21 protein-coding genes are annotated in these 23,080 nt (G+C 42.0%); 9 read left to right on the plus strand and 12 right to left on the minus strand.

Annotated elements, in window-relative coordinates; all coding sequences use genetic code 11:
- The first annotated feature begins 264 nt into the window (after window positions 1-264).
- Both O9316_RS08030 and O9316_RS08035 read left to right on the plus strand, forming a co-directional pair.
- Complete coding sequence (locus O9316_RS08030; protein ID WP_298205216.1) at window positions 265-4,398, plus strand: Ig-like domain-containing protein; 4,134 nt, start codon at window positions 265-267, stop codon at window positions 4,396-4,398.
- 79 nt (window positions 4,399-4,477) lie between these two features.
- Window positions 4,478-6,580, plus strand: a complete 2,103-nt coding sequence (locus O9316_RS08035) for a hypothetical protein (RefSeq protein WP_298205217.1) — start codon at window positions 4,478-4,480, stop codon at window positions 6,578-6,580.
- Window positions 6,581-6,653: 73 nt separating this feature from the next.
- On the opposite strand, the gene O9316_RS08040 is transcribed toward O9316_RS08035, so the two are convergent.
- The 4 genes from O9316_RS08040 to O9316_RS08055 all read right to left on the minus strand — a co-directional run bounded on the left by O9316_RS08040 (window position 6,654) and on the right by O9316_RS08055 (window position 9,937).
- Complete coding sequence (locus tag O9316_RS08040) at window positions 6,654-7,964, minus strand: AarF/ABC1/UbiB kinase family protein (protein WP_298205218.1); 1,311 nt, start codon at window positions 7,962-7,964, stop codon at window positions 6,654-6,656.
- Between the two features lie 3 nt (window positions 7,965-7,967).
- A complete protein-coding gene (locus tag O9316_RS08045; protein WP_298205219.1) occupies window positions 7,968-8,642 on the minus strand; it encodes a TetR/AcrR family transcriptional regulator in 675 nt (224 codons plus the stop codon).
- Window positions 8,643-8,761: 119 nt separating this feature from the next.
- Window positions 8,762-9,454, minus strand: coding sequence for an OmpA family protein (locus O9316_RS08050; protein ID WP_298205262.1), 693 nt, complete (start codon window positions 9,452-9,454; stop codon window positions 8,762-8,764).
- A 12-nt stretch (window positions 9,455-9,466) separates the two neighbouring features.
- A complete protein-coding gene (locus O9316_RS08055) occupies window positions 9,467-9,937 on the minus strand; it encodes a lipocalin family protein (RefSeq protein WP_298205220.1) in 471 nt (156 codons plus the stop codon).
- Between the two features lie 176 nt (window positions 9,938-10,113).
- On the opposite strand from O9316_RS08055, the gene htpG reads away from it, so the two are divergent.
- From htpG to O9316_RS08080, 5 genes are all read left to right on the plus strand, one after another.
- Entirely contained in the window at window positions 10,114-11,994 is a 1,881-nt protein-coding gene (gene htpG, locus O9316_RS08060) for a molecular chaperone HtpG (RefSeq protein ID WP_298205221.1), read from the plus strand.
- Window positions 11,995-12,091: 97 nt separating this feature from the next.
- Window positions 12,092-14,164, plus strand: a complete 2,073-nt coding sequence (locus O9316_RS08065) for a prolyl oligopeptidase family serine peptidase (protein ID WP_298205222.1) — start codon at window positions 12,092-12,094, stop codon at window positions 14,162-14,164.
- A 63-nt stretch (window positions 14,165-14,227) separates the two neighbouring features.
- Entirely contained in the window at window positions 14,228-14,635 is a 408-nt protein-coding gene (locus O9316_RS08070; protein ID WP_298205223.1) for a DUF2721 domain-containing protein, read from the plus strand.
- Entirely contained in the window at window positions 14,635-15,102 is a 468-nt protein-coding gene (locus tag O9316_RS08075; protein ID WP_298205224.1) for a hypothetical protein, read from the plus strand. The genes O9316_RS08070 and O9316_RS08075 overlap by 1 nt, the downstream gene beginning before the upstream one ends.
- A 42-nt stretch (window positions 15,103-15,144) precedes the next feature.
- A complete protein-coding gene (locus tag O9316_RS08080) occupies window positions 15,145-15,954 on the plus strand; it encodes a hypothetical protein (RefSeq protein ID WP_298205225.1) in 810 nt (269 codons plus the stop codon).
- Window positions 15,955-16,038: 84 nt separating this feature from the next.
- Here O9316_RS08080 and O9316_RS08085 read toward each other — a convergent pair whose 3' ends face one another.
- The 8 genes from O9316_RS08085 to O9316_RS08120 form a co-directional block, all read right to left on the minus strand.
- The gene (locus O9316_RS08085) at window positions 16,039-16,998 is read right to left on the minus strand and encodes a sodium-dependent bicarbonate transport family permease (protein WP_298205226.1); all 960 of its coding nucleotides are present in this window, start codon (window positions 16,996-16,998) and stop codon (window positions 16,039-16,041) included.
- A gap of 3 nt (window positions 16,999-17,001) precedes the next feature.
- Window positions 17,002-17,961 (minus strand): L-threonylcarbamoyladenylate synthase, encoded by a 960-nt coding sequence (locus O9316_RS08090; RefSeq protein WP_298205227.1) that lies wholly within the window; start codon window positions 17,959-17,961, stop codon window positions 17,002-17,004.
- A 3-nt stretch (window positions 17,962-17,964) separates the two neighbouring features.
- Window positions 17,965-18,807, minus strand: coding sequence for a DUF6671 family protein (locus O9316_RS08095; protein ID WP_298205228.1), 843 nt, complete (start codon window positions 18,805-18,807; stop codon window positions 17,965-17,967).
- Window positions 18,807-19,079, minus strand: a complete 273-nt coding sequence (locus O9316_RS08100) for a hypothetical protein (protein ID WP_298205229.1) — start codon at window positions 19,077-19,079, stop codon at window positions 18,807-18,809. The genes O9316_RS08095 and O9316_RS08100 overlap by 1 nt, the downstream gene beginning before the upstream one ends.
- The gene (locus O9316_RS08105) at window positions 19,051-19,218 is read right to left on the minus strand and encodes a hypothetical protein (protein ID WP_298205230.1); all 168 of its coding nucleotides are present in this window, start codon (window positions 19,216-19,218) and stop codon (window positions 19,051-19,053) included. Before O9316_RS08105 ends, O9316_RS08100 begins: the two co-directional genes overlap by 29 nt.
- The gene (locus O9316_RS08110; RefSeq protein ID WP_298205231.1) at window positions 19,211-19,456 is read right to left on the minus strand and encodes a hypothetical protein; all 246 of its coding nucleotides are present in this window, start codon (window positions 19,454-19,456) and stop codon (window positions 19,211-19,213) included. Before O9316_RS08110 ends, O9316_RS08105 begins: the two co-directional genes overlap by 8 nt.
- A 5-nt stretch (window positions 19,457-19,461) precedes the next feature.
- Entirely contained in the window at window positions 19,462-20,898 is a 1,437-nt protein-coding gene (locus O9316_RS08115) for an NADP-dependent isocitrate dehydrogenase (protein WP_298205232.1), read from the minus strand.
- 91 nt (window positions 20,899-20,989) lie between these two features.
- On the minus strand, window positions 20,990-21,595 hold the full coding sequence (locus O9316_RS08120; protein WP_298205233.1) for a murein L,D-transpeptidase catalytic domain-containing protein: 606 nt from the start codon (window positions 21,593-21,595) through the stop codon (window positions 20,990-20,992).
- Between the two features lie 89 nt (window positions 21,596-21,684).
- On the opposite strand from O9316_RS08120, the gene O9316_RS08125 reads away from it, so the two are divergent.
- The gene (locus O9316_RS08125; RefSeq protein ID WP_298205234.1) at window positions 21,685-22,167 is read left to right on the plus strand and encodes a DUF1800 family protein; all 483 of its coding nucleotides are present in this window, start codon (window positions 21,685-21,687) and stop codon (window positions 22,165-22,167) included.
- Window positions 22,124-23,080: a DUF1800 family protein gene (locus O9316_RS08130; protein ID WP_298205235.1), complete on the plus strand. Its 957-nt coding sequence runs from the start codon at window positions 22,124-22,126 to the stop codon at window positions 23,078-23,080. Before O9316_RS08125 ends, O9316_RS08130 begins: the two co-directional genes overlap by 44 nt.

Below are 23,080 nucleotides of genomic sequence, written 5' to 3' on the forward strand. Positions count from 1 at the left end.
ACAACCTAAGCGGCCTTATCCTACTAAATACATTGATTTTACCTATACATCATTACAACATTCCTGCTTTTGGATAATGTTGCCCTACCCTTATATAAAGAGAAACGCATTGTCACATTTTCTTCAACACTAGGGATGGTTACTAAGAATCGTGGGTGTTTAAAAAAGAAAACAAACCTTGTATAGTTTTTATACACTAAGGGAAAACTTTTTGTGTGTCATTGCCTTATAAATTTGAGAATCAACAAAATCAAACAATAAATCATGAAAAAATTATTATTACTAATTTTCCTTTTGTCATTTGCATTAGGACGATCACAAGGGGCTGCACCTGGTGATCCCGGAAGAAACTCCTGGGATGTTATTTCCTTGTTTTCAGGAGCTTACTCTGATCTTCCCGGAACCAATTTTAACCCATTTTGGGGACAAACAAACAATCACCCCAATAACATGACAACGCCTTCCTATGGCGGTGATGAAGTAAGACAATACCAAAATACGGGCAGTTATCAAGGGACAGAGACACAAAGCGATGTGAATGTTTCAGCTATGACGCGATTTCACATTGAAATTTATTCCTCTACCCTGACATCGATACGTTTATCATTAATTAAGATAACCGCTGGAACGGTTGAAATCCCAACCACTTTGCCTTTGGTTCCCGGGCAATGGAATGTATTTGATATTGATATTTCAGGACCTTCGTTTGCCGCAATTCGTCCCAATTTCCGTCAATTAAAATACGACCAACCCGCTGGTGCTGGGAATATTCAAAACTTAATTGTTGATAATTTATTCTTTTGGAGACCTGCAACGTTACAACCGCCTACGGTGGGTACATTTACAGTGCCCGCACAAGCTGTTGGAGCGGCTCCATTTACACTTACCCCTCCCACCTCCAACAATACGAGTCCGTTTACGTATACCAGTAGCAATACTGCGGTAGCCACCATTTCAGGAAATACAGTAACTGTAGTTGGAGCTGGAACCTCAACCATCACCGCTCTTCAAGTGTCGGATGGAATCTATGGCCCTAGTAGCACCCCTGCCACCTTAACGGTTAGCTTCCCTGCTCCAGGTCCTTCACCCACACCTCCATTAAGAAATCCGGGAAGTGTGATTTCAATGTATACGGGTAATCCCATTGAAGCTTCTTACCCGAATCCGGTAGGTTTTAATATGATTCGTGCGCCATGGACAGCGGGTTCGATAACTTCTGATTTGAATTTTCCTAACGGAACTAATACTTGTATTCGACTAGATAATTTTGGCTTTTTTGGTTTTGTAAGTAGCGCAGAACCGGTTCGTTTCAGTGTCGTAGGAATGACAAGACTGCATGTTGATATTTACTTAAACACACCCATTGCCAATATGTTTGTTTTCCTTTTATCCAATGGAGATCAATTATACAATACAGGGCCGTTGGTAGCTGGTTGGAACTCATTAGACATCAATCTTTCCAATTATCCTAATGCGAATTTAGCCAGTATTTATGGTTTTAAATTTGAACACAATCAGCCAGGATTACGACAGATTTATTTAGATAACATCTATTTTTACAATGGTGGTACCGAACCTACTATCACAGATTTCACTATGCCTGAGAAGGTATTTGGAGATGCTCCATTCACCATCACGCCACCCACATCCAATAGTGGCGGAGCATTTACCTACAGCAGTAACAATCCAAGTGTAGCTACCGTTTCAGGTAACACGATAACAATTACCGGTATTGGAACAGCAACCATCACGGCAACGCAAGCCGCCAATGGGATTTATGATGCCGGTACGATAACTGCGCCATTAGTGGTGGCAGCTCCGCCATTAACCACAGCAGCTCCTACACCTCCGGCACGTAATCCGTGGGATGTTGTTTCATTGTACAGCAATGCATATAGTAATTTGCCATCCGTGTCTTGGCAAGGAGTGTCTGCACTATCTGATGAAGTTTTACAGGGTAACGACACTAAAAAAATGAGTAACTTTTTGATTGAGTTGGTCAACTTTGCAGGAACTAATGTTTCGCAAATGACAACGCTTCATATGGATATTTATACTACCGATTGTACTGGTTTTAATATTTGGTTATTAAACAACGGCGATCGCAATGCGCAATTTTTCCCTACGTTAAATACATGGTTTAGTGTTGATATTCCACTTTCTACCTATGCCAATAATGGATTAAACTTAGCCAACATCATCCAATTGAAGTTTGAAAGTTTGAATGGCCCTGGAAAAACGGTTTATGTCGACAATATCTATTTCTACCGACCAGCCACTTTATTGCCGCCAACGGTGGGATCTTTTAGCGTTCCCTCAAAAAATGTGGGCGATGCTACTTTCACGATTACTCCACCCTCTTCTAACAACTCTAATCCGTTCACTTACACCAGTAGCAATACCAATGTAGCTACTATTGTAAACGGAAATCAAATTCAAATTGTATCGGGAGGAACAACAACTATTACAGCCTCACAAGCCCAAGACGGAACGTATGGACCAAGCAGTTCCACCGCTCTATTTGTGGTAAACTTCCCTCCTCCAGGCCCATCGCCTATTCCCCCTGCTCGTGATCCTGATACGGTGATTTCGATGTACACTGGAACACCTTCTACCTATGCAAATCCAGTAGGATACACCATGATTCGCGCGCCTTGGACAGCAGCGACTACATTGACTGAAATTCCGAATGGAACGAATACTTGTTTACGTGTTGATAATTTAGGCTTTTTGGGCTATGTGACAAGTACAGAACCCGTACGTTTCAGCGTTGTGGGCATGACACACTTGCATTTGGATGTTTATGTGAATACGGCTTTCTCTAATTTATTCTTCTGGTTATTAACCGACGGAGATCAACGAAGAGACATCGTAGACTTACAACCCGGTTGGAATTCAATTACCATTGACTTGAATGAATTTTCGGGGGCTAACTTATCCAATGTTTATGGATTTAAATTTGAGCAAAACCAACCCGGACCGCTACAAATCTATTTGGATAACATTTACTTCAGTAACGATACGTACTACATGGACGCGGATGGTGATGGATTTGGAAATCCGGCTTCACCAGTAATCGGAGAACAAATCGGTGCCGTAATGAATGACAACGATTGTGATGATACCCGTGCATCGGTTCGTCCGGGTGCGCCTGAGGTTTGTTTCGACGGTTTAGACAATGACTGTAATGGCGTGATTGACAACATCGGTCAGCCTGGAGGTTGTACGCCAATCGTCAGTACGATTCCTTCTGCCACTTGTGGTACTGAAGTTGCTTTTGGTGGTATTGTTTACTCAAGCTGGGTCACCGGTGCTCAAGGGTATCGTTTCCGAGTGACCGAAGTAAACCCTGCGGATGATTCTGAAATCCCAGGAACACAAGTAATTGTGGATATGGTATTGCGTAATTTATACTTGCATAACTTGTCTAACTATAAGTACAACGCGAAGTTTAAAGTAGAAGTGGCAGTACGTTTCAACAACGTATGGCAACCAACGTACAGCGCCCCATGTTTCTTGTTAACGCCAACACCCGTAAGTACTATGCTTGGTTGTGGTTCACAAGTAACGGGAATCAACACACAAATCTTCAGTACTATTGTACAACGAAGCAACGGGTACCGTTATCGAGTGCAACGATTAGACAATGCTTTACAGCCTGTGGGGCCTGTTCAAGAAATCACTTCGGGTATCCGTAACTTTACCTTTGCAGCCGTAACGGATTTCCGCTACGATGCGAATTACAGTGTATCGTGTGCCGTGCGTAATACGGATGGTAGCTTCTTACCCTACGGTCCAAATTGTACGATCCAAGCACCGAAACACCCAACGACACAAGTTCGTGGTACACAGTGTAACGATTATGCAGCAACCAGCTACAGTGAGCGTATTTTTGCAGACGCGGTTCAGTTTGCAGCTCAATACCGCTTCCGTTTGTTCAATGACGCACAGGCCTATAACTTCCAAGTGGACCGTGCTTTAAACAATTTCCGTTTGAGTGATTTCCCGGGATTAGTTGCTGGTGAAAACTACTCGGTACAAGTCGCTGTTCGTATGCCAAATCAACCTGATTTCGGTCCGTATAGCAAAACATGTACTTTGGTCGTTCCTTCGATTGCACGTACGATTGAAGACACATCCGTAACGAGTGTTGCTTTCGATGCCCAAGTATATCCAAATCCATATGCGGAGCAATTCTACTTCAAAGTAGCTACGGCTAGCCAAGCGTCGTTCACCATTCACGTGTATGACATGATGGGTCGTGCGATCGAAACGCGTACCGTTGACGCTGATGCTATCGAAACCACCGAAGTGGGTGCATCTTATCCAACAGGGGTGTACAATGTTATCCTGATCCAAGGAACTCAAGTAAAAACACTTCGTATAGTAAAACGATAATTCAATCCATCTTAATACTGAAAATAGCCTCTCTTCGGAGGGGCTTTTTTTACAATTCTCTCCTCATATTACAGCGTTAATGAAACATTTACATACTTTACTTTTCGTATTCTTTTTCTCCATTCTTGGGCACCAATTAATGGCTCAAGTTGGAATTGGCACTACCAATCCAGAAGGAGCATTAGACATTACAGCTACCGATGAGGGTTTAGTTATTCCACGCGTAGCTTTGGTAAATACCACAACCGTGACAGTTCTCACGGGTGTCACTTCCGAGCTTGTCTACAACACCGCTACCAGTGGCGATGTAACCCCCGGCTTTTATTACTTGAGTTCTCCAACGGGACCTTGGATTCGAATTGCTACCGGAGCTTCGGGTTGGCAAATCACAGGAAACAGTGGGATCGTAGATGGAGTCAATTATTTGGGAACTGATGCTTCCACCAATGTGGACGTCGCTTTTAGACGAAACAATATTGCGGCAGGAAAAATCGGAGCCACTAGTACTTCCTTTGGGGTTGGCGCACTAACCAATGGAGCGAGTTCAAACAGCACTGCCTTTGGAACCAATGCCTTACGACTAACCACAGGAGTCAATAATGTGGCTGTTGGAAACGGAACGTTGGCAGCGAATACCACAGGAATTCAAAATACTGGGGTAGGAAATGCTGCTTTATCGCTAAATACAGGAAATGCCTCAACTGCGATTGGTTTTGAAGCGATGCGCAACAATTCGTCGGGAAATAATGGTACGGCGGTTGGATTTCAAGCATTATCTAATAATTCTTCTGCAAGTAACAACACTGCTATCGGTTTTCAAACGATGATAAGCAATACCATCGGTTCAGAAAACACAGCGGTTGGATTTCAAGCAGCTCGCGCCAATACTGCTGGAAGTCGCAACACCGCCATGGGACATATTGCGTTGAATAACAATATTGGAAGTGAAAATACCGCTTTCGGTCATAGTGCTTTGCAAGGGATCAACAACAATGCATCGCGATTCAATACCGCGCTGGGATTCCAAGCGATGTTTGCGGGAACTGGAAATGTATCCAATGTTGTCGCCATAGGGGCTAATGCTTTGTTTCAAAATACGGCCTCCAATGCAACGGCAGTCGGTTACAATGCACTACAAGGACAAATAGGCGGTGGAACGGGCAATACTGGTGTCGGATTTAGTGTTTTGAACAATAATGCAACGGGGGACAATAACACGGCCGTGGGGACAGAAGCTGGGTTTGCTGCTGTGGGAAGTGGCAATACTTTAATTGGTTTTCGTGCAGGTCAGTTCGCCAGTAATGCCACTGGAGGAGGTACTTTTGTTGGATTTCAAGCAGGAGCAGGCACTACAGGAGCAAACAATACAGCGGTGGGGAATAATGCCTTGATTGCAACAGGAGCCAGTGCCAATAACGTTGCTATAGGAATGAGTGCACTCACGCAAAATATTGCCACCAACAATACTGCGCTGGGATTCAACGCTCTTTTTAATAATAACACAGGAAGTGGCAATGTTGCTTTGGGGAACCAGGCTGGATTTTTCGAAACAGGCTCCAATAAATTGTATATTACCAACGCCAATACAACCCCAACAACATCTTTGATTTATGGTGAGTTTAGTCCAACACCCATTTTACGTACCAATAGTACCTTCCAAATCGGTAATCCTGCCGGCACAGGATATGTTTTTCCCGTTGCTCGCGGAACGGCCAATCAGTATTTAGCCACCGACGGTAGTGGTGTATTATCGTGGGTTTCTCCTTCGGGCACCAACCAACTTTCGGCGGTGCGCACGAATTTAAGCGGTAATGCAGCATTAGGCACCTCGGGATGGCAAATCATTCCTTTTGCTACTGAAGTTTTTGATAGTAATAACGAATTTGCAGCCAATCGTTTTACGGCTACGCGGGCAGGTATTTATGAGATTAATGCGGGGTTTCACACCGACAATCAAAGCAACGGTCAGTTCTATTCGATTGGCGTGTATGTTAACGGCGTACTTTACCAGCAAAATTCAGGAAACCACATCGCTAATGGTCCGGTAAGTCGCACGGTAACCTGTTTGGTTAATTTGGCTGTGGGAGGTTATGTCGAAATTTATGTCGAAAATTACCAAGCAGGCGTTTCTATCGATGGTTTTTCAGGCAAAAATTTTTTTGAAATACAACAAGTTAGGTAAAACAATAAGAGCAATACATAGACGTATTGCTCTTATCAACCTAACCAATAAATAAACAAACAGTAACTTGCTCCTATCGCAAGTATTTTTCAAAGTGGCGTGTGTCTACGCGCGCTTTGATATCGTGTAACAAGTTGTATAATCCAAAAAAAGTGCGGTTGATGTATAAAAAATGTTTCGAACCGCGATTTCCATTCATTTTGCGCAACTGGGTGTCTTTGGCAAACTCCTCTCCCATCACTGCAATTCTTCCGAAAAATTCCTCATCCGAAAAATCAAAATAATCGGCGTGAAATGGTTGTGTAAAGAGTTGCAATAATTCATGGAAAATTTTCGTAAAATAAACAATCTCTTGTGGGGTATCATCCTGGCGTAAAATCTCTAACTCATAGAGTTTTTGATTAAAAATCGTTGGATTATTGATACTTTCCTTGTTGGCCAATTCAAAATAGGGAGTGTAAAATTCCATAGGAACTTTTTTGATACACCCAAAATCAATAGCGACCAAGTTTCCTTGTTTGTCTACAAGAAAATTGCCAGGATGCGGATCCGCATGCACCTGCTTTAACGCATGCATTTGGTACATATAAAAGTCCCACAAAGCCTGTCCTATACGATCCCCCAAAGCACGATCGGTATTCTGCTTGGCAAATTCCGACAAATGCAACCCATCGATCCATTCCATCGTTAAAATCTTCGCAGAGGAATATTCTTTATAGTATTTCGGGAAGCGCAAATGTTCAATATGACTACACAATTGCGTCATTTCGATACTTTGACGAAGTTCCAAATCGTAGTCGGTCTCCTCCAACAATTTGTCTTCCACTTCCTTAAAATACTTTTCCGAATCTTTACCTTTCAAATTAAACATTCGAATGGCAAAGGGTTTGACCAAAGCCAAATCCGAACTTATACTCTCTGCTACACCCGGGTATTGTATTTTCACAGCTAAATTTTTCCCATCTTTCGTTGCTTTGTGTACCTGACCGATACTCGCAGCATTAGTGGCGTCGGGTGTAAACGTATCGTATAAGTTCTCAGGATATTGACCGAGATATTTTTTGAACGTTTTTCTAACTAAAGGGGCAGACAATGGGGGAACGCTGAATTGTGACAGCGAAAACTTGTCCACATATTGCTGGGGCATAATGCTTTTGTCCATGCTCAGCATTTGAGCTACTTTCAAAGCACTGCCTTTCAAATTTTTGAGTCCGTCATAAATATCCTCAGCATTATTCTCATTCAATTTATCACGCGACACACTGGGATTCACCAATTTTTCACCATAGTAAGCCACATAATTGGTGCCTACTTTGAGACCCGTTTTAACCAATTGACCGGCACGTTCTATTTTACCCGTCGGTATTTTGTCTAAGGTCTTCATCGGTTACTTTTGATTTTCTTTCCATAAAAATATACCCAAATCAATCATACGCTCCAGCGGTTGCGTTTGCATCAAATCAAAAGCGGTGTTGACGGTTTTTTCAATCAAAATGTCTGTTTTCTCAAATCCTTTGGAAGTATCATCAATCCAAAATTTAAGAACCACTAAAAAATTCACCCAGGCGGCTTCTGCCGTGACTGATTTTGAAATTTTAGCCCATTTCTCATTCCAAGCGGTATCCTGGGTGAACTGAACATTATCTACGATAAAATCTTTAAAATGGTTTCGCATCCCACGTAAGGATTTCAAATTCTTGAGCCCTTGTTTATGGCCCTCCAATTGAAACAGAACATAACTTCTATTCAAGGAAAGCAATTCAAACAAAGTGAAGTAAAGCGTTAACAACTTATCCCGGTCTACGTAAGAATTGTAAGCATCATCCTTTTGCATGGTCGCCACAGCATGCTCAAAAAACTGTGTCCAAATGGCTTCCTTCAACGCCTCTATGGACCCAAAATGAATATAAAAATCAGACTCCTTAATCCCCGCTTCGTGGCAAAATTGGTAAACATTCTTGGGTTCAGTGTCGTTTTTCAACACCGAATCCATAAACAACGAAATAATGGATTGATCGTCAACGATCTTTTTTCTTCCTTTTTTGGGCGTTGTAGTTTCCATGTTCTAATTTTTGGTAAAGATAAGTAGTGTTTAATGTTTAAACCAAATTGTTAAACAAAATATTTTGTTAATTTTTTGGGCAAAAAAAACGTCCGGGGCTACCGAACGTTGTTTTTTATTTAGCGACCCGCCTCGCGTTGGGCTTCTTGTTTCATTTTTTCATTAGCGACAATCGAAAATTCAACCCGTCGATTCATAGCGCGACCCGCTTCTGTTTCGTTATCGCCAATCGGATCAGCTTCACCCATCCCAACGATTTGAAAACGCGACATGTTTAACCCTTTGGATTCTAAATAACGTTCTACAGCCAAGGCCCGCTTTTCAGATAAATCGAGATTGTAAGCGTCGGCCCCTTTAGAATCAGTGTAGCCAAAAATTTTGATATCGGTATCGGCATATTCTCTAAACACAGGAACTAACTTATCCAAATTGGCACGCGCCGCTGCAGTCAAAGTGGCTTTGTTAAAATCGAAACGCACCGCATTTTCGCCCAAAACCAATTTGATCCCTTCCCCTACCCGTTCCACTTGTGCGCCGGGTAAAGCCGTTTGGATTTCACGGGCTTGTTTGTCCATTTTATTTCCAATAACACCACCGGCAACACCACCAACAACGCCCCCAAGCACTGCGCCCAAAGCACCGTTACCGCCTTTTCCAGCATTATTTCCAATGACACCTCCCAAAACAGCACCCGCTGCTGCACCTATAGCCGCACCACGCTGGGTATTGTTTGTATTTTTAACAGCCTCACAACCGGCCAAAGGACCAAAAGTTAGTAGTCCCACGAGTACTATTGCTATTCCTTTTTTCATCATGTTTAGATTTTAGTTTCTTGAAAATTGATACACTACAGTGACCGTTTTACCGCCTACATTCACACGATCGGTTAGTTCAAAAGTCGCATCTGTAACGGTTCCCACCTGAAGCACATAGCCCTCAGTGACTTTACGCGCTTTAGTTTCATTTAGAATTTTCATTACAAATTGTCCTTCTTTGTTGACAAACCAAGTGATGGGCGAAGTAAATGCCGTACACGAAGCATTGTTTAACGAAAATTCACCTTTGTTGTTGTTCGAAATAAAACGCCATTGACTTCCCACAAAGCATTGGGAATCTGCCAAATCAAACGAAGTGATTTTAATAACCTCCGCGCCAGGATACGAGACTTTTGTCAACGTCCAATTGCCTTTTAAGGCAACTTCGGTTCTGTTGTCTAATCGGGTATTCGTTGCCGATTTGGATTTGCAAGCACTAAACAGCACCAACAACACCAAGGCATACATCATTTTTTTCATGGGTTGCTTTTTAGGGTTAAAAACTCCTGCAAAAATACAACGCTCCCCTTAAAATTATGTAGAATTTAACGTAATGTTAATGGCAACTAATACTACGACAATTTGTCAGTTTTACAGGCGTTGGTATTTTCTTTGCTTAGAAAAACACAAATTGTGTAACTCAAAAATTGTGTACTATGTCAACTGGAAAAATTAATGTTTCCGTCGAAAACATTTTCCCGCTCATAAAAAAGTTTTTATACAGCGACCATGAAATCTTTTTACGCGAATTGGTGTCCAATGCCACCGATGCCACTTTAAAATTAAAACATCTTACCGGTATTGGAGAAGCCAACGTGGAGTATGGTACGCCTCAAATTGAAGTTAAAATTGACAAAGAAGGTAAAAAATTACACATCATCGACCAAGGATTGGGGATGACTGCCGAAGAGGTTGAAAAATACATCAATCAGGTTGCCTTTTCGGGAGCTGAGGAGTTTTTGGAAAAATACAAAGATTCCGCCAAAGATGCCGGGATCATCGGTCATTTTGGATTGGGCTTTTACTCGGCATTTATGGTGGCTGAAAAAGTAGAAATTATTACCAAATCGTATAAAGACGAACCTGCAGCGCATTGGACCTGTGACGGAAGTCCCGAGTTTACCTTGGTACCCCACGACAAAACTGAACGTGGTACGGAAATCATTTTACACATCGCCGAAGATTCCACCGAATTTTTGGAAGAAAACCGCATTCGTGAATTGTTGCGTAAATACAACAAGTTTATGCCGATTCCGATTAAATTCGGCACCCGTAAGGAAGCGTTACCCAAACCTGAAGATACCGGTGACGATTATAAAACAGAATACATCGACGTAGACCATATCATCAACAATCCTTCTCCAGCATGGACTAAGCAACCTACAGATTTGAAGGACGAAGATTACCAAAACTTCTACCGAGAATTGTACCCGATGCAATTTGAAGACCCCCTTTTTCATATCCACTTAAATGTTGATTATCCTTTCAACCTTACTGGAATTTTGTACTTCCCCAAAATGTCGCAGGAAGTTCAAATGCAAAAAGATAAAATTCAGTTGTACCAAAATCAGGTGTTTGTTACCGACAACGTAGAAGGTATTGTTCCTGAATTTTTGGGCATGTTGCGTGGAGTCATTGACTCACCAGACATTCCATTAAATGTATCGCGCTCGTATTTACAAGCCGATGGCAATGTAAAAAAGATTTCCAATTACATTACCCGTAAAGTTTCCGATAAACTCAAAGCCCTTTTTACTGAAAATCGTGAGGACTTTGAAAAAAAATGGAACGATATCAAAATCGTATTGGAATACGGGATGCTTACTGAACCTAAATTTTATGAAAAAGCAGGCGATTTTGTTTTGTATCCCACAGTGAATGATACTTACTACACCTTGGCCGAGTTGAAAGAAACACTTAAAGATACCCATACGGACAAAAATGGAAAATTGGTGGTTTTGTATACTTCCAACAAAGAACAACAACACAGCTACATCGACATTGCCCAAGAAAAAGGCTATCAAGTACTTGTGATGGACTCGCCTATCGTGTCGCATTTGATTCAAAAATTGGAAACCGACAATGAGAACCTCACGTTCGCGCGCGTAGATGCCGATCATATCGATAAATTAATTCAAAAAGAGGACACCACTCCTTCAAAACTCTCGGAAGAGGAACAAGAAAAGTTAAAAGGCATTTTAGAAAATGTGATTCCGAAAGCCAACTACACTTTGCAATTGGAGGCCATGGACAGTACCGCTGCTCCTTTTATTTTGACCCAACCCGAATTCATGCGTCGAATGAAAGAAATGAGTCAAACCGGAGGCGGAATGATGGGCTTTGGCAATTTCCCTGAAATGTACAATGTGGTAGTCAATACCAATGCCGAATTGGCGACTCGTTTGTTGGAAACAGAAGGGGAAACACAAGAAAAACTCATCAAACAAGCCTTGGATTTGGCTAAAATTGCCCAAGGTCTTTTAAAAGGTGAAGAATTGACGGCTTTTGTGAAACGTAGTTTTGAACAATTGGCCTAAAAACTCCAAAAAAAGCGTTAAAAAAAGCTGTCACGCGTAATGGCAGCTTTTTTTATTGCACGACTTCGGCTATATTTAACCCAGTAATACTTTGTACATGAAAAAAAATATAACCCTTTTGCTCATGATAATGGCTTCGCTTTCTACCACTGCCCAAGAAGATTCCTACCTTGATTTGGAAGAAATTGATGGAAAAAAAGCCCTTGAGTTTGTCAATACTCAAAATCAAAAAACCTTCTCCGTATTAGAGGCGGAAAAAGATTATCCCTCGCTCTATCAAAATGCACTTACCATTTTAAATGCCAAGGATCGCATTGTCTATCCCTCGATTACGGGCGATTATGTGTATAATTTTTGGCAAGATGCTACCCATGTGCGTGGTATTTGGCGACGCATGACCACAGCCGATTACAATGCTGGAAAATCCAATTGGGACATTCTTCTAGACTTGGATGCCTTGTCGGAAAAAGAGCAAAAAAAATGGGTTTTTCATGGCGCCACTCCTTTGTATCCTGGGAATGGTTTGTATTTGGTTAACCTTTCCAATGGCGGTGGTGATGCCCATGAAACGCGAGAATTTGATGTACGTACCAAACAGTTTGTGTCCAACGGTATTTTCTTACCCGAAGCCAAAAGTAGTATTCAATATTGGGATGAAAACAACTTTATCGTTGCTACCGACTTTGGTCCGGGATCATTGACCGAATCAGGGTATCCCAAAATCGTAAAATGGTGGAAACGAGGCACACCGCTTTCGGAAGCCAAAACCTTGCTTTCAGGAGATCCATCAGACGTTTACAACAGTGGTTCTGTTTTGCGCGATGGGGAAACACCATACCTACTCCTAAACAAAAGTCTTTCCTTCTATACCCGTAAATCATACATTCATCAAAATGGACAAAATCTCCTACTAAATATTCCTGATGACGCTTCTTTACTTGGAATCAAATTTGGGAAAGCGATTGTAGAACTCAAATCGGACTGGTTGGTTAATGCCAAAACGTACAACCAAGGAAGTTTGATTGCACTAGATTTCAAAGCATTACTTGAAGGCAAGCACCAGGTTGAACTTTTGTTCAAACCCACAGCGAATCAAAGTTTAGAATCGGTAGCGATGACCAAAAATCAGCTATTGCTTAACGTCCTAAACGATGTAAAAAGCGAATTGTATCTGTTGTCAAATGGGAAAGAAAAATGGTATCAAACCCGAATAGATGCCCCAGCTTACGGCACCATTTCGATTGTTAGTGCCAACCGGGAGAGCGACGATTTCTATTATAGTTTTGAGAATTTCCTCGAACCCACAACACTTTTTGTCTACAATTTAAAAAATCGGAAATCAACGAAAGTTCAGGGGCTACCTCCTTATTTCCCTGCCGATAAATACAAGGTAGAACAATTTTTTGTCAAAGGAACCGATGGTAAAAATGTACCTTATTTTGTAATCGCCGCAAAAAATGTGGTTTTGAATGGTAAGAATCCAACGCTACTCTACGGTTATGGCGGGTTTGAAGTGGCGATGCAACCATTTTACAGCGGAACCATGGGGGCATTGTGGCTCGAAAATGGCGGCGTTTATGTGTTGGCGAATATTCGCGGAGGAGCTGAGTACGGACCTTCGTGGCATCAAGCAGGGTTAAAAGAAAAACGCCAACTCATTTATGATGATTTTACAGCCATCAGTCGCGATGTAATCAAACGCAAAATTACGAGTCCCAAGCATCTAGGAATCATGGGAGGAAGTAATGGCGGTTTGCTAATGGGAGTGGCTTTTACACAACATCCTGAGTTGTACAACGCCGTAGTATGTCAGGTGCCGCTATTGGACATGAAACGCTACAACAAACTATTGGCGGGAGCAAGCTGGATGGGAGAATACGGAAATCCCGATATTCCTGAAGAATGGGCTTACATTCAAAAGTACTCGCCCTATCACAATGTCAAAAGTGGCGTGAAATACCCTGAAGTATTTTTTATGACCTCCACGCGCGATGATCGAGTTCATCCCGGTCATGCTCGAAAAATGGCGGCTAAAATGCTTGACCTTGGGTACCCCATTTATTATTACGAAAATACAGAAGGGGGACACGGAGGCTCGTCGACCAATGACCAAAGAGCTCGTTGGAATGCCTTGCAATACACCTATCTTTTGAAAAAATTAAAATCCTAAAAAGTGCCTTCGGGCCTTTTTTTTTATCGTTAAAAAATGTCGAACTTTACGCAAAGGATCATTATGAATTTACAAATTGAAACGCCAGCGCTACTTTTTTCAGCAACTTCACTGATTTTGTTAGCCTATACCAACCGCTTTCTAACCATTGCGCAAATCGTTCGTAGTTTGAAAAAAAATTACGATGAAAATCACAACAAGAGTATTTTGATTGAAATAAAAAACTTGAATTTACGACTTACGTTAATTCGGGCAATGCAACTTTTTGGGGTACTCTCCCTGTTCCTGTCGGTATTTGCCATGCTGCTTTTGTACCTCGAATGGAAGCTGGTGGGAATTTATCTTTTTGGCGCCAGTTTACTGAGTTTACTGATTTCGTTGGGCATCTCGTTTTGGGAAGTTAGCATTTCGGTAACTGCACTACGAGTTCACTTAAAAGATCTATTTGAAGAAACCAAAAACAAAGTATAATGGCATTAGATTGGCTGAATTTAATCCATGACCTTCCGCAAATTTTAGGACAATTAAGCGGTCTTATCAAAAGCAATCGAGTGCTTAAGGATCAACTTATTCGGGAGCTACGTTTGAATTTAAAAGCGTTTGAAACTGCCCAAAAGAGTAAGGCTATGGATTATGACAAACTTTTGGAGTTATTGCACAACGAGCAAATACAAGCCGCTCGAAAGCAACGATTTACATTTTCCACTATTAAATCAGGGGAAGTAAAAGCGAAGCATGTTTTTAATCCCAGAAACCAAAAATACATTGGAAGGGATTGTGCTTGGCTTTTTAAAAATATTGATGAAAAAATAGAAGACCTACGCATGCAAAAGCAATACCATGGGAGTTTGAATGCCCTCGCCGAACGCAATATTGCCCTTCAGTTTTCGAATTTGTTGTATAAGTTAAAACTTACGGCCGATTTTATTGTGGATTAAACCTTTGCACTAAAAAAACATCCAATACGAAAATGATAACCTATGAAACGCCTACTTCTTTTTACCGTTACGCTCTTTAGCCTTGCTGTAGGTAAGGCACAAGAGCAAGAAAATCCCGAATTTATGGGAGAAAATTTCAGTTTGGAGGGTGCCCTTGCTCTTTTCCAAAAATCCCAATCTATTGAAGCTTTTGAACAAGCAATTAATGCCGAAGACAATGGGGTTAACAACTTGGATTTAAACAATGACGGGCAAGTAGATTACATTACCGTTACCGATTTTCATGAAGGCGATACACATGCCTTGGTGTTGAGCATTTATTTGAGTGATCAAGAAAAACAAGATGTCGCGGTGATTGGTATAGAAAAAACAGGACCCGATAGTGCCCAATTACAAATCGAAGGGGATGAAGCGCTGTATGCTCCCAACACCATTGTAGAACCCCAAGACGTTTCCGAAACAATCAAAGGTAAAGGTCCCAATGGAGTTGTTTACGATGCCAAAGCTTTGGCTGTCAATGTTTGGTTCTGGCCTGCCGTTCGCTTTATGTACCGCCCGGGTTATGTCGTGTGGCGTTCGCCTTGGCGTTGGCGCATATATCCACAAGGATGGCGTCCGTGGCGTGTGGTCACCTTTAGCGTATTTACAACCCGTTGTGCACCCCATCGACTAGTCTATCGGCGGGTACCCACACGAACGGTTGTAGTAGCGCATCGGGTGTATCGCCCCAATCGACGGCACACCACCGTTATTGTCAATAACCGAAGAGGAACGCGAGTGGTGCGCACGACTTCACCGCGAGGGACTACAGTTATTCGAAAAAACCGAACCCAAACGGGTCGAAGACGATAAAAGTTTAAATGAAAAATCCCGCCTTTTGAGCGGGATTTTTTGAGCAGTGCAAGTGCTCACCAACCTAACAAAGTATAGAAAAAACTAAGTACTTTCAATAATAGTAAGAAAAACAGGCATACCGATGGTAATGTTAAATGGGAACGTTACCGCCAATGCCATGGGTAAAAACAAGCCTGGATTGGCTTTGGGAACAGCAATTTTCATCGCAGCGGGTACGGCAATATACGAGGCACTTGCTGCCAGAATCGCCAACATAAAACGATTCCCTACTTCGGCTACAAAATAATCCGACAACCAGGCCACCGCACATCCATTGAGCAATGGGATAAAAAGCGAAAACAATAAGGCAAACTTTCCATGTTTGATAAAATCATTCAACTTTTCTCCACTACTAATCCCCATATCGAGCAGAAATACCGCTAAGAATCCTTTAAACAAATCATTGGTGAAGGGTTTAATTCCTTGGGCTTGCTCTTCATTGGCTAAATACCCAATACACAAACTCCCAAGAATCAACAAAACACTCCCGTTTGTAAGCGAGTGTTTGATAATGCTTCCAATTTTGGGGCCCTCGCGTTCGGTTGTAAAAAAGCGAATCAAAATCACACCTACCACAATAGCAGGCGCCTCCATCAATGCCATAACAGCAACCATATACCCATTAAATTTATAATCGAGCATTTCCAAAAAACTACCTGCCGTAACAAACGTAACCGCACTTACCGAACCGTAAGCGGCGGCAATCGCACCAGCATCATAAATCGAAAAATTGCGTTTAAGAATAAAAAATGTGTACAAGGGAATGGCAACTGCCGTGAGCAATCCGAGTGCAACGGCGCCCATAATTTCAGCATTAAACGTACTGTGTGACAATTCTTGACCTCCTTTAAATCCAATGGAGAACAAGAGGTAAATCGAAATGAACTTCGACGAATTTTGAGGAATTCGAAGGTCACTTTTCAATTGTACCGCTAAGACTCCTAGTAAAAAAAACAAGAGCGCTGGATTGGTCAAATTGTCTGCAAGTAGATGTAAATCCATAGGTTATTTTGTCGCCGCACGTTTTAGACGGTCGTTCATGGTTTTCCCCAAACCTTCCTCAGGAAAAGGGGTAATAATTAAACAATCAAATCCTTGTTGATCCAATTCAAAAAGGGTTCGGTATAAATGCGAAGCTACTCGATCTAATGCCTCACTTTCGGGCCATTGAATGGGGTGTAAACGTTCATGTACAAAGGAGAATGTGGGCGACAAAACCGCCGCTTTTCCAGCATGCTCCGCAACCCATTGTTTTGCTGTAGCCTCGGGCGCATCCGTTAGAATGACAGGTGTATTGGGCGCATAATGTTTTGGAAAACGTCCTGGAGTAAAAAATACCTTGTTGGGTTTATCGGCATAGTCTACCGGGCCAATTACCGCTTCTATATCTTCCAATGAAAGGGCCCCCAAACGATACACAATGGCTTTTTCATCTTCAAATCCAACAATGGTTGACTCCAATCCGGCTTGACTCGGGCCGCCATCCAATACAAAAACGTCCTGATCTTCAAAATAATGGCGAACCATTTCGGCTGAAGTGGGACTGATTTTGGAAAAAGGATTGGCGCTAGGAGCTGCCAAGGGAAAATCACAATTTTTTATCAATGCTAAAGTCAAAGGATGTTGTGGCATCCGAATCCCTACGCGATTGCTTTCACCGGTAATCCAGTCAGGCACTTGATCACTTTTAGGAAGCAAAACCGTAAGTGGTCCTGGCCAAAAATGATCCATCAATTGTTTCGCTTTATCGGGAAGATAAGCCACCAGCGTTTCACACCGTGCCACCGAATCTACATGCACTATCAAAGGACTGGTACGCGGACGATTTTTTAACGTGTAAATTTTTTCAATCGCTTCTTGATGGTAAATATTGGCTGCCAAACCATACACCGTCTCGGTTGGAATCGCGACTACATTTCCGCTTTCAAGCAGTAATTGAGCTATTTGAATATCGGGTGTGTGCATGGGTTATGGGTTACAATAATCACAAAATTGAGGGTCCTCTACTTCTTTTTGCAGGGGATAAAATCGTTTTTCTTCAAACGAACAAGTATCGCAATGATAAAGCGCATACAACGGCGAACGCGTGGGTTGATTGCACCAGCCACAAGGTAATCCCGATTCCATGTGTTGCACTGAAAATCCGGGGGCTTGGCATTGCGGGCATAGCGATAACAATGTATCTACTAAATTTTGTGTCGCTTTAGCTATGGCAGTCATCCGCTTTGGGTTGAAGTGGGCCCGCATATCGGTTTCCACGTAACAACTTCCAAATTCCTGTTTCAAACTTTGAAAATGCTCTACCAATACATCGTAATCTTGAACCCCTTTGTATATAGGGGCATACGATTGATCGTCCTTTCGTACAATAACCGCATGTTGGGGAAAACCTACTCGAGTAACAAACGCGTCTAAATCTTCCTCATCCTTTACAAATGCGCCTGTAAAATTCGTGTCGCTTGTCCAATACCGCCCCGTGTATTCTCGGTTGTTTTGAAAATCAATGAGCAAAACGGTTTCATAATTAGCAGGAAGAAATGGACTCGAGGGATGAGCACCGAAAGACCCTTCGCTGGCAACTACAAGATCATAATTGTTCTTTTTCATAGCCAAGTTGCACTTGTCACGAAGGGTACTTATCACATCCTTTACCCGGGGAATTTCTCCAGAAAAGGTGCCTAAACTATCGGTGTTCAATGCGGTCGGAACGGTACAGGAAACTCCCAATTCCCGCTCAAGAATGGGAGCCATCACACGCTCTTTGTGATGGGCAGTAGCTATAGCAACCGTTCGACCCGCAAATAATTTCATTATTCAAAAGTTAAAGCGATATCACTTTTGATGACAATACGCTTGTGGTGGGCTTCGGCTTCTTTTACCGTTTGCTGCAACGTCGCCAAAGCATCTTCTAAGGCTTTGATTCGCTGTGTGCTGTGCGCACTATCTTCAATGTTGCGAATATCTTTACTAAACGCATCCACTTGATGATACTGAATCTTGTGATTAATCAACTTGGTCAATAGCTCGCGGGCTTCATCCGGTTGAAAAACACCATCAATTAAGGTCACTTGTGTCAAATCCATGCGCTATTTTTTTACATAAAACCAAACCAATCAATACACTTCCCGCCTCAGCCAATGACGACCACAAAATATCTTGAAGCCACCAAGAGATAGCCGCTAACAAAAGGCCACTGAGAATGAGATACCAAAGGCTACGCATCAAATCCGAAATGGGTGTGAATACGAACCGATCCCGATTGTTCGCGGAGGGCAACCGTCATCTCATGCGCTGCGGTTTGCAACGCTTTGATTCGTTGTTCGCGAAACTTGATATCCTCTTCCGACATACTTGCGGCAATTTTCTTTTCGTGAAACTTGATTTTCACGTCTACCAATTCCCGTAACAAAGCAATCGCTTCTTGGGGATCAAACTTTCCGTCGATTAATTGGAGTTCCATAACACTTATTGTCCTTGACCTAAAGAGTATGCAGGTGTACCGTCAAAATGATACAAGTTCTCTGTTTTCACCACATCGATACCGTGCGTCTCTGCTTGTTGCAATAACCCAATGATATGCGCTTTTGACAACTCGCTTCCGTCTTTCATTTTGAATCGACAACGCCAATGGTCGGTACAAAAAGTTTCTGCAAATCCTTCAGGCCAAACTTTAATCCCACGGTTGGTAATCATGCTTAACTGAAGTCCACCATCATTTAATTTTTGAATCGACTCGGCCAACGTATCGGCTGAAGTTCCCGCCCAGTGTACAAATAAGTCTACTCCATGAAGCGTTTTTACTTGTGGCGCAGGACGCTTGTATGAAGGCAAATTCATCGGTGCTCCATCACGGTATTCTACGGCTTTCAATACTGAAGGTTTCTGACCCAATCGGGCAATGATCGCTTCAGCAAACGCTTGTGTTCCTACTTTTTGCGCACTTACGCCTTCTTTGAAAATATCATAGGTATGAATACCATCTTCAATGGTTTTTAACCAAGCATTTTGAATTTTTTCTGCGATGGAATTCTGACCCAAATGTTGCAACATCATGATAGCACCTTGTAACAATCCCGAAGGGTTCGCCACATCTTGACCCGCACGACGTGGTGCTGACCCATGAATAGCTTCAAACATTGCACAGGATTCTCCAATATTGGCCGAACCTGCCATACCTACCGAACCTGCAATTTGTGCTGCAACATCTGAAAGAACGTCACCATACAAGTTTAAGGTTACAATGACATCAAAAGCCTCGGGTGTATCGGCCAATTTTGCAGCTCCAATATCGATAATCCAGTGTTCGTTTTCAATTTCTGGATATTCCACTGCAATTTCATCAAAAACTTTGTGAAACAATCCATCGGTTTGCTTCATAATGTTGTCTTTGGTGAAACAAGTTACCTTTTTACGTCCAAAAGCACGCGCATATTCAAAGGCATAACGAACAATCTTCTCACAACCAGGACGGCTAATCAATTTCAAACATTGAATCACCTCATCGGTTTGCTGGTGCTCGATACCTGCATATAAATCTTCTTCATTTTCACGAATAATAACCACGTCCATTTGAGGGTGTTTGGTCGCTACATAAGGACTCAAAGACAAACATGGACGTACGTTTGAATACAACCCTAAAAATTTACGGGTAGTTACATTCAAACTCTTGTATCCTCCTCCTTGGGGAGTGGTGATTGGAGCTTTCAAAAATACTTTGTTACGTCGGATGATATCCCAAGAGGAAGCTGCAATCCCTGAAGTGTTTCCAGACAAATAAACTTTCTCTCCCACTTCAATCTCATCGTACTCTAAAGCGGCTCCAGCTGCTTTCAATACCGCCAAAGTGGCATCCATAATTTCGGGACCAATTCCGTCACCTTTTGCAATCGTAATTCGTGTCATAGTAAGTTTGTTTAACGAGGCAAAGGTGAAAAAGAAAGTTTATATATTTTTATTTATGTTTTAAATAATATGTATAAATTATTTTATATGCTTAATTTCCGATTATCCATAACAAGACTGGCTTGGGTTCGGCCTGCAATTGGGCATCCAAAATGCGCATAAAATCATTGGAAACCGCAGGACAACCCCAACTTAAAGGACTCACTTCAGGATGAATTTCAGCATCGGAAACGGCATTCCAGGAATGAAGCACCACTACCCGTTCGACGGCCGTAGCATTGGAGGACTCGAGACCATGCAGCCAATATTTAATTTTAATCCCCCATGCACTGGTATCCCTACGACCAATTTTGTATTTCCCTACCATACTACAATGGCTGTTGACCCGTTTATCAAATTTTGCCTGTTCCCATCGTTCTGGATTGGGAGCAAAAACATCGCAACTTCCATGGGTTACCAATTGGGCATGCGTAATCGCATCATTGGCAAAATCATACACAAAAAAACGATTCTTACCCGAAGGAATTCGTAAGTCTAAAAGGTAGTAAAAATGGGTACTCATGCCCTTATTTTGACAAAACAACAAGGCTTCTTGATGATAAGAAGCATACGTTGCCTTCGTTTGAACGGGTTCGATTTCCTCTTTTTTTACACACTGAATCAAAAAAATGGCGAGAATAAAAACAATGCCTTTCATTTCGCTGAATTTATAATTTAGTAACACCATTTTTCGTATTTTATTTAAACCTTGACTGTTAAATAAAGTCTAATTTGTAAAACTTAACTATGGAACCCGCCCTTCTTTGGTCGTTACGTTTGGGATTTAGCGCCCAGCAGGCTGAAAGCATCCAAAAAAATGGAATTGCCGATTTTCTCCAAACATCTATTAAGGCGCCTTTTACTCAAAAGCAACCCGATTTTTTGGCCAGCGAACCCAAGTCGTTGGCTGAATTACGTCAAATTCGACAACAAATCAAAAATGCAGAAGATCCCGATACCAAAGCCATTCTCAAAAAACAAATTCAAAATGGTATCGCTTTTAAGGCATGGTGGATCAACGAAATACAAAACACCCCCTTCCCCTTGCGAGAAAAAATGGTGCTGTTTTGGCACAATCATTTTGTAGCTACCCAACAAAAAGTAAAGGTGAATTGGTGGATTTACCAACACAATCAACTTTTGCGGGAAATGGCTTTTGGAAATTTTAAAAACCTTAACCAAAGCCGTGCTACAAACAAATGCTATGGTGCGGTATTTGGACAATGTTGATAACCAAAGAGGGGCTATCAATGAAAATCTCAGCCGCGAACTCCTCGAACTTTTTACGTTAGGCATTGGCCATTACACGGAAAATGATGTGAAAATGGGAGCCAAAGCGCTTGCCGGTTTGCATCTCGGCGAAAACAAAGCCCAGTATCGTCCCCGATTGGAAGACCCCGATACGATTACGTATTTGGGAAAAACAGGCCCGTTTAAAGTAGAAGATTTGGTGGATCGTATTTTTGAACAACCCGCCGTTCCCTATTTGATTACCCGAAAACTATTGCAATGGTTTATATACGACTCCCCTCCCGAGGAGCTGGTAACGTATTATGGGGACTATTTTCGGAGTGTTCAATTTGAAATACAACCGCTCCTTCAAAAAATCGTGGTAGAGGAATTTGGCAAACCCACGGCTGGAAGCAAGATAAAAAATCCGTTGGAGTTTATTTTGCACCTTCATGACGAATTACACATTGCAAATCCCAATGAAAACCTGCTCGTGTTTTTCTTACGGCAACAGGGCATGGATTTATGCAATCAACCCAATGTAAAAGGATGGACAGGCGGAAAAAATTGGCTCACATCCCAAATTTATTTACAACGTCAGAACGCTTGCGACTTGCTTTGTCGCGGAAAAGAACTTAACCGTAGGGTATTGAAAGAACTTCCTGATACGCTTTCAAAAACGAAATCACCGCAAGAATACATCCCAAAAGTGGCCTTTAATCCCAACGACTCCGCAGGCGAAATTAAACGCAAAATGGCCCAACGCTTGGTGTTTCAAGTGGATGAAGAACTTCAAAAACAGGTAGATGCGGTACTCAAATATGATTTTAACGCCCATGATCCCAACGCTCAAGAAGCCGTAATGCGGTTGTTTTTAACGCTAGTCAAATCCCCTGAATTTCAACTCATTTAA

Source organism: Flavobacterium sp., from assembly GCF_027533505.1.
Lineage (GTDB): Bacteria > Bacteroidota > Bacteroidia > Flavobacteriales > Flavobacteriaceae > Flavobacterium.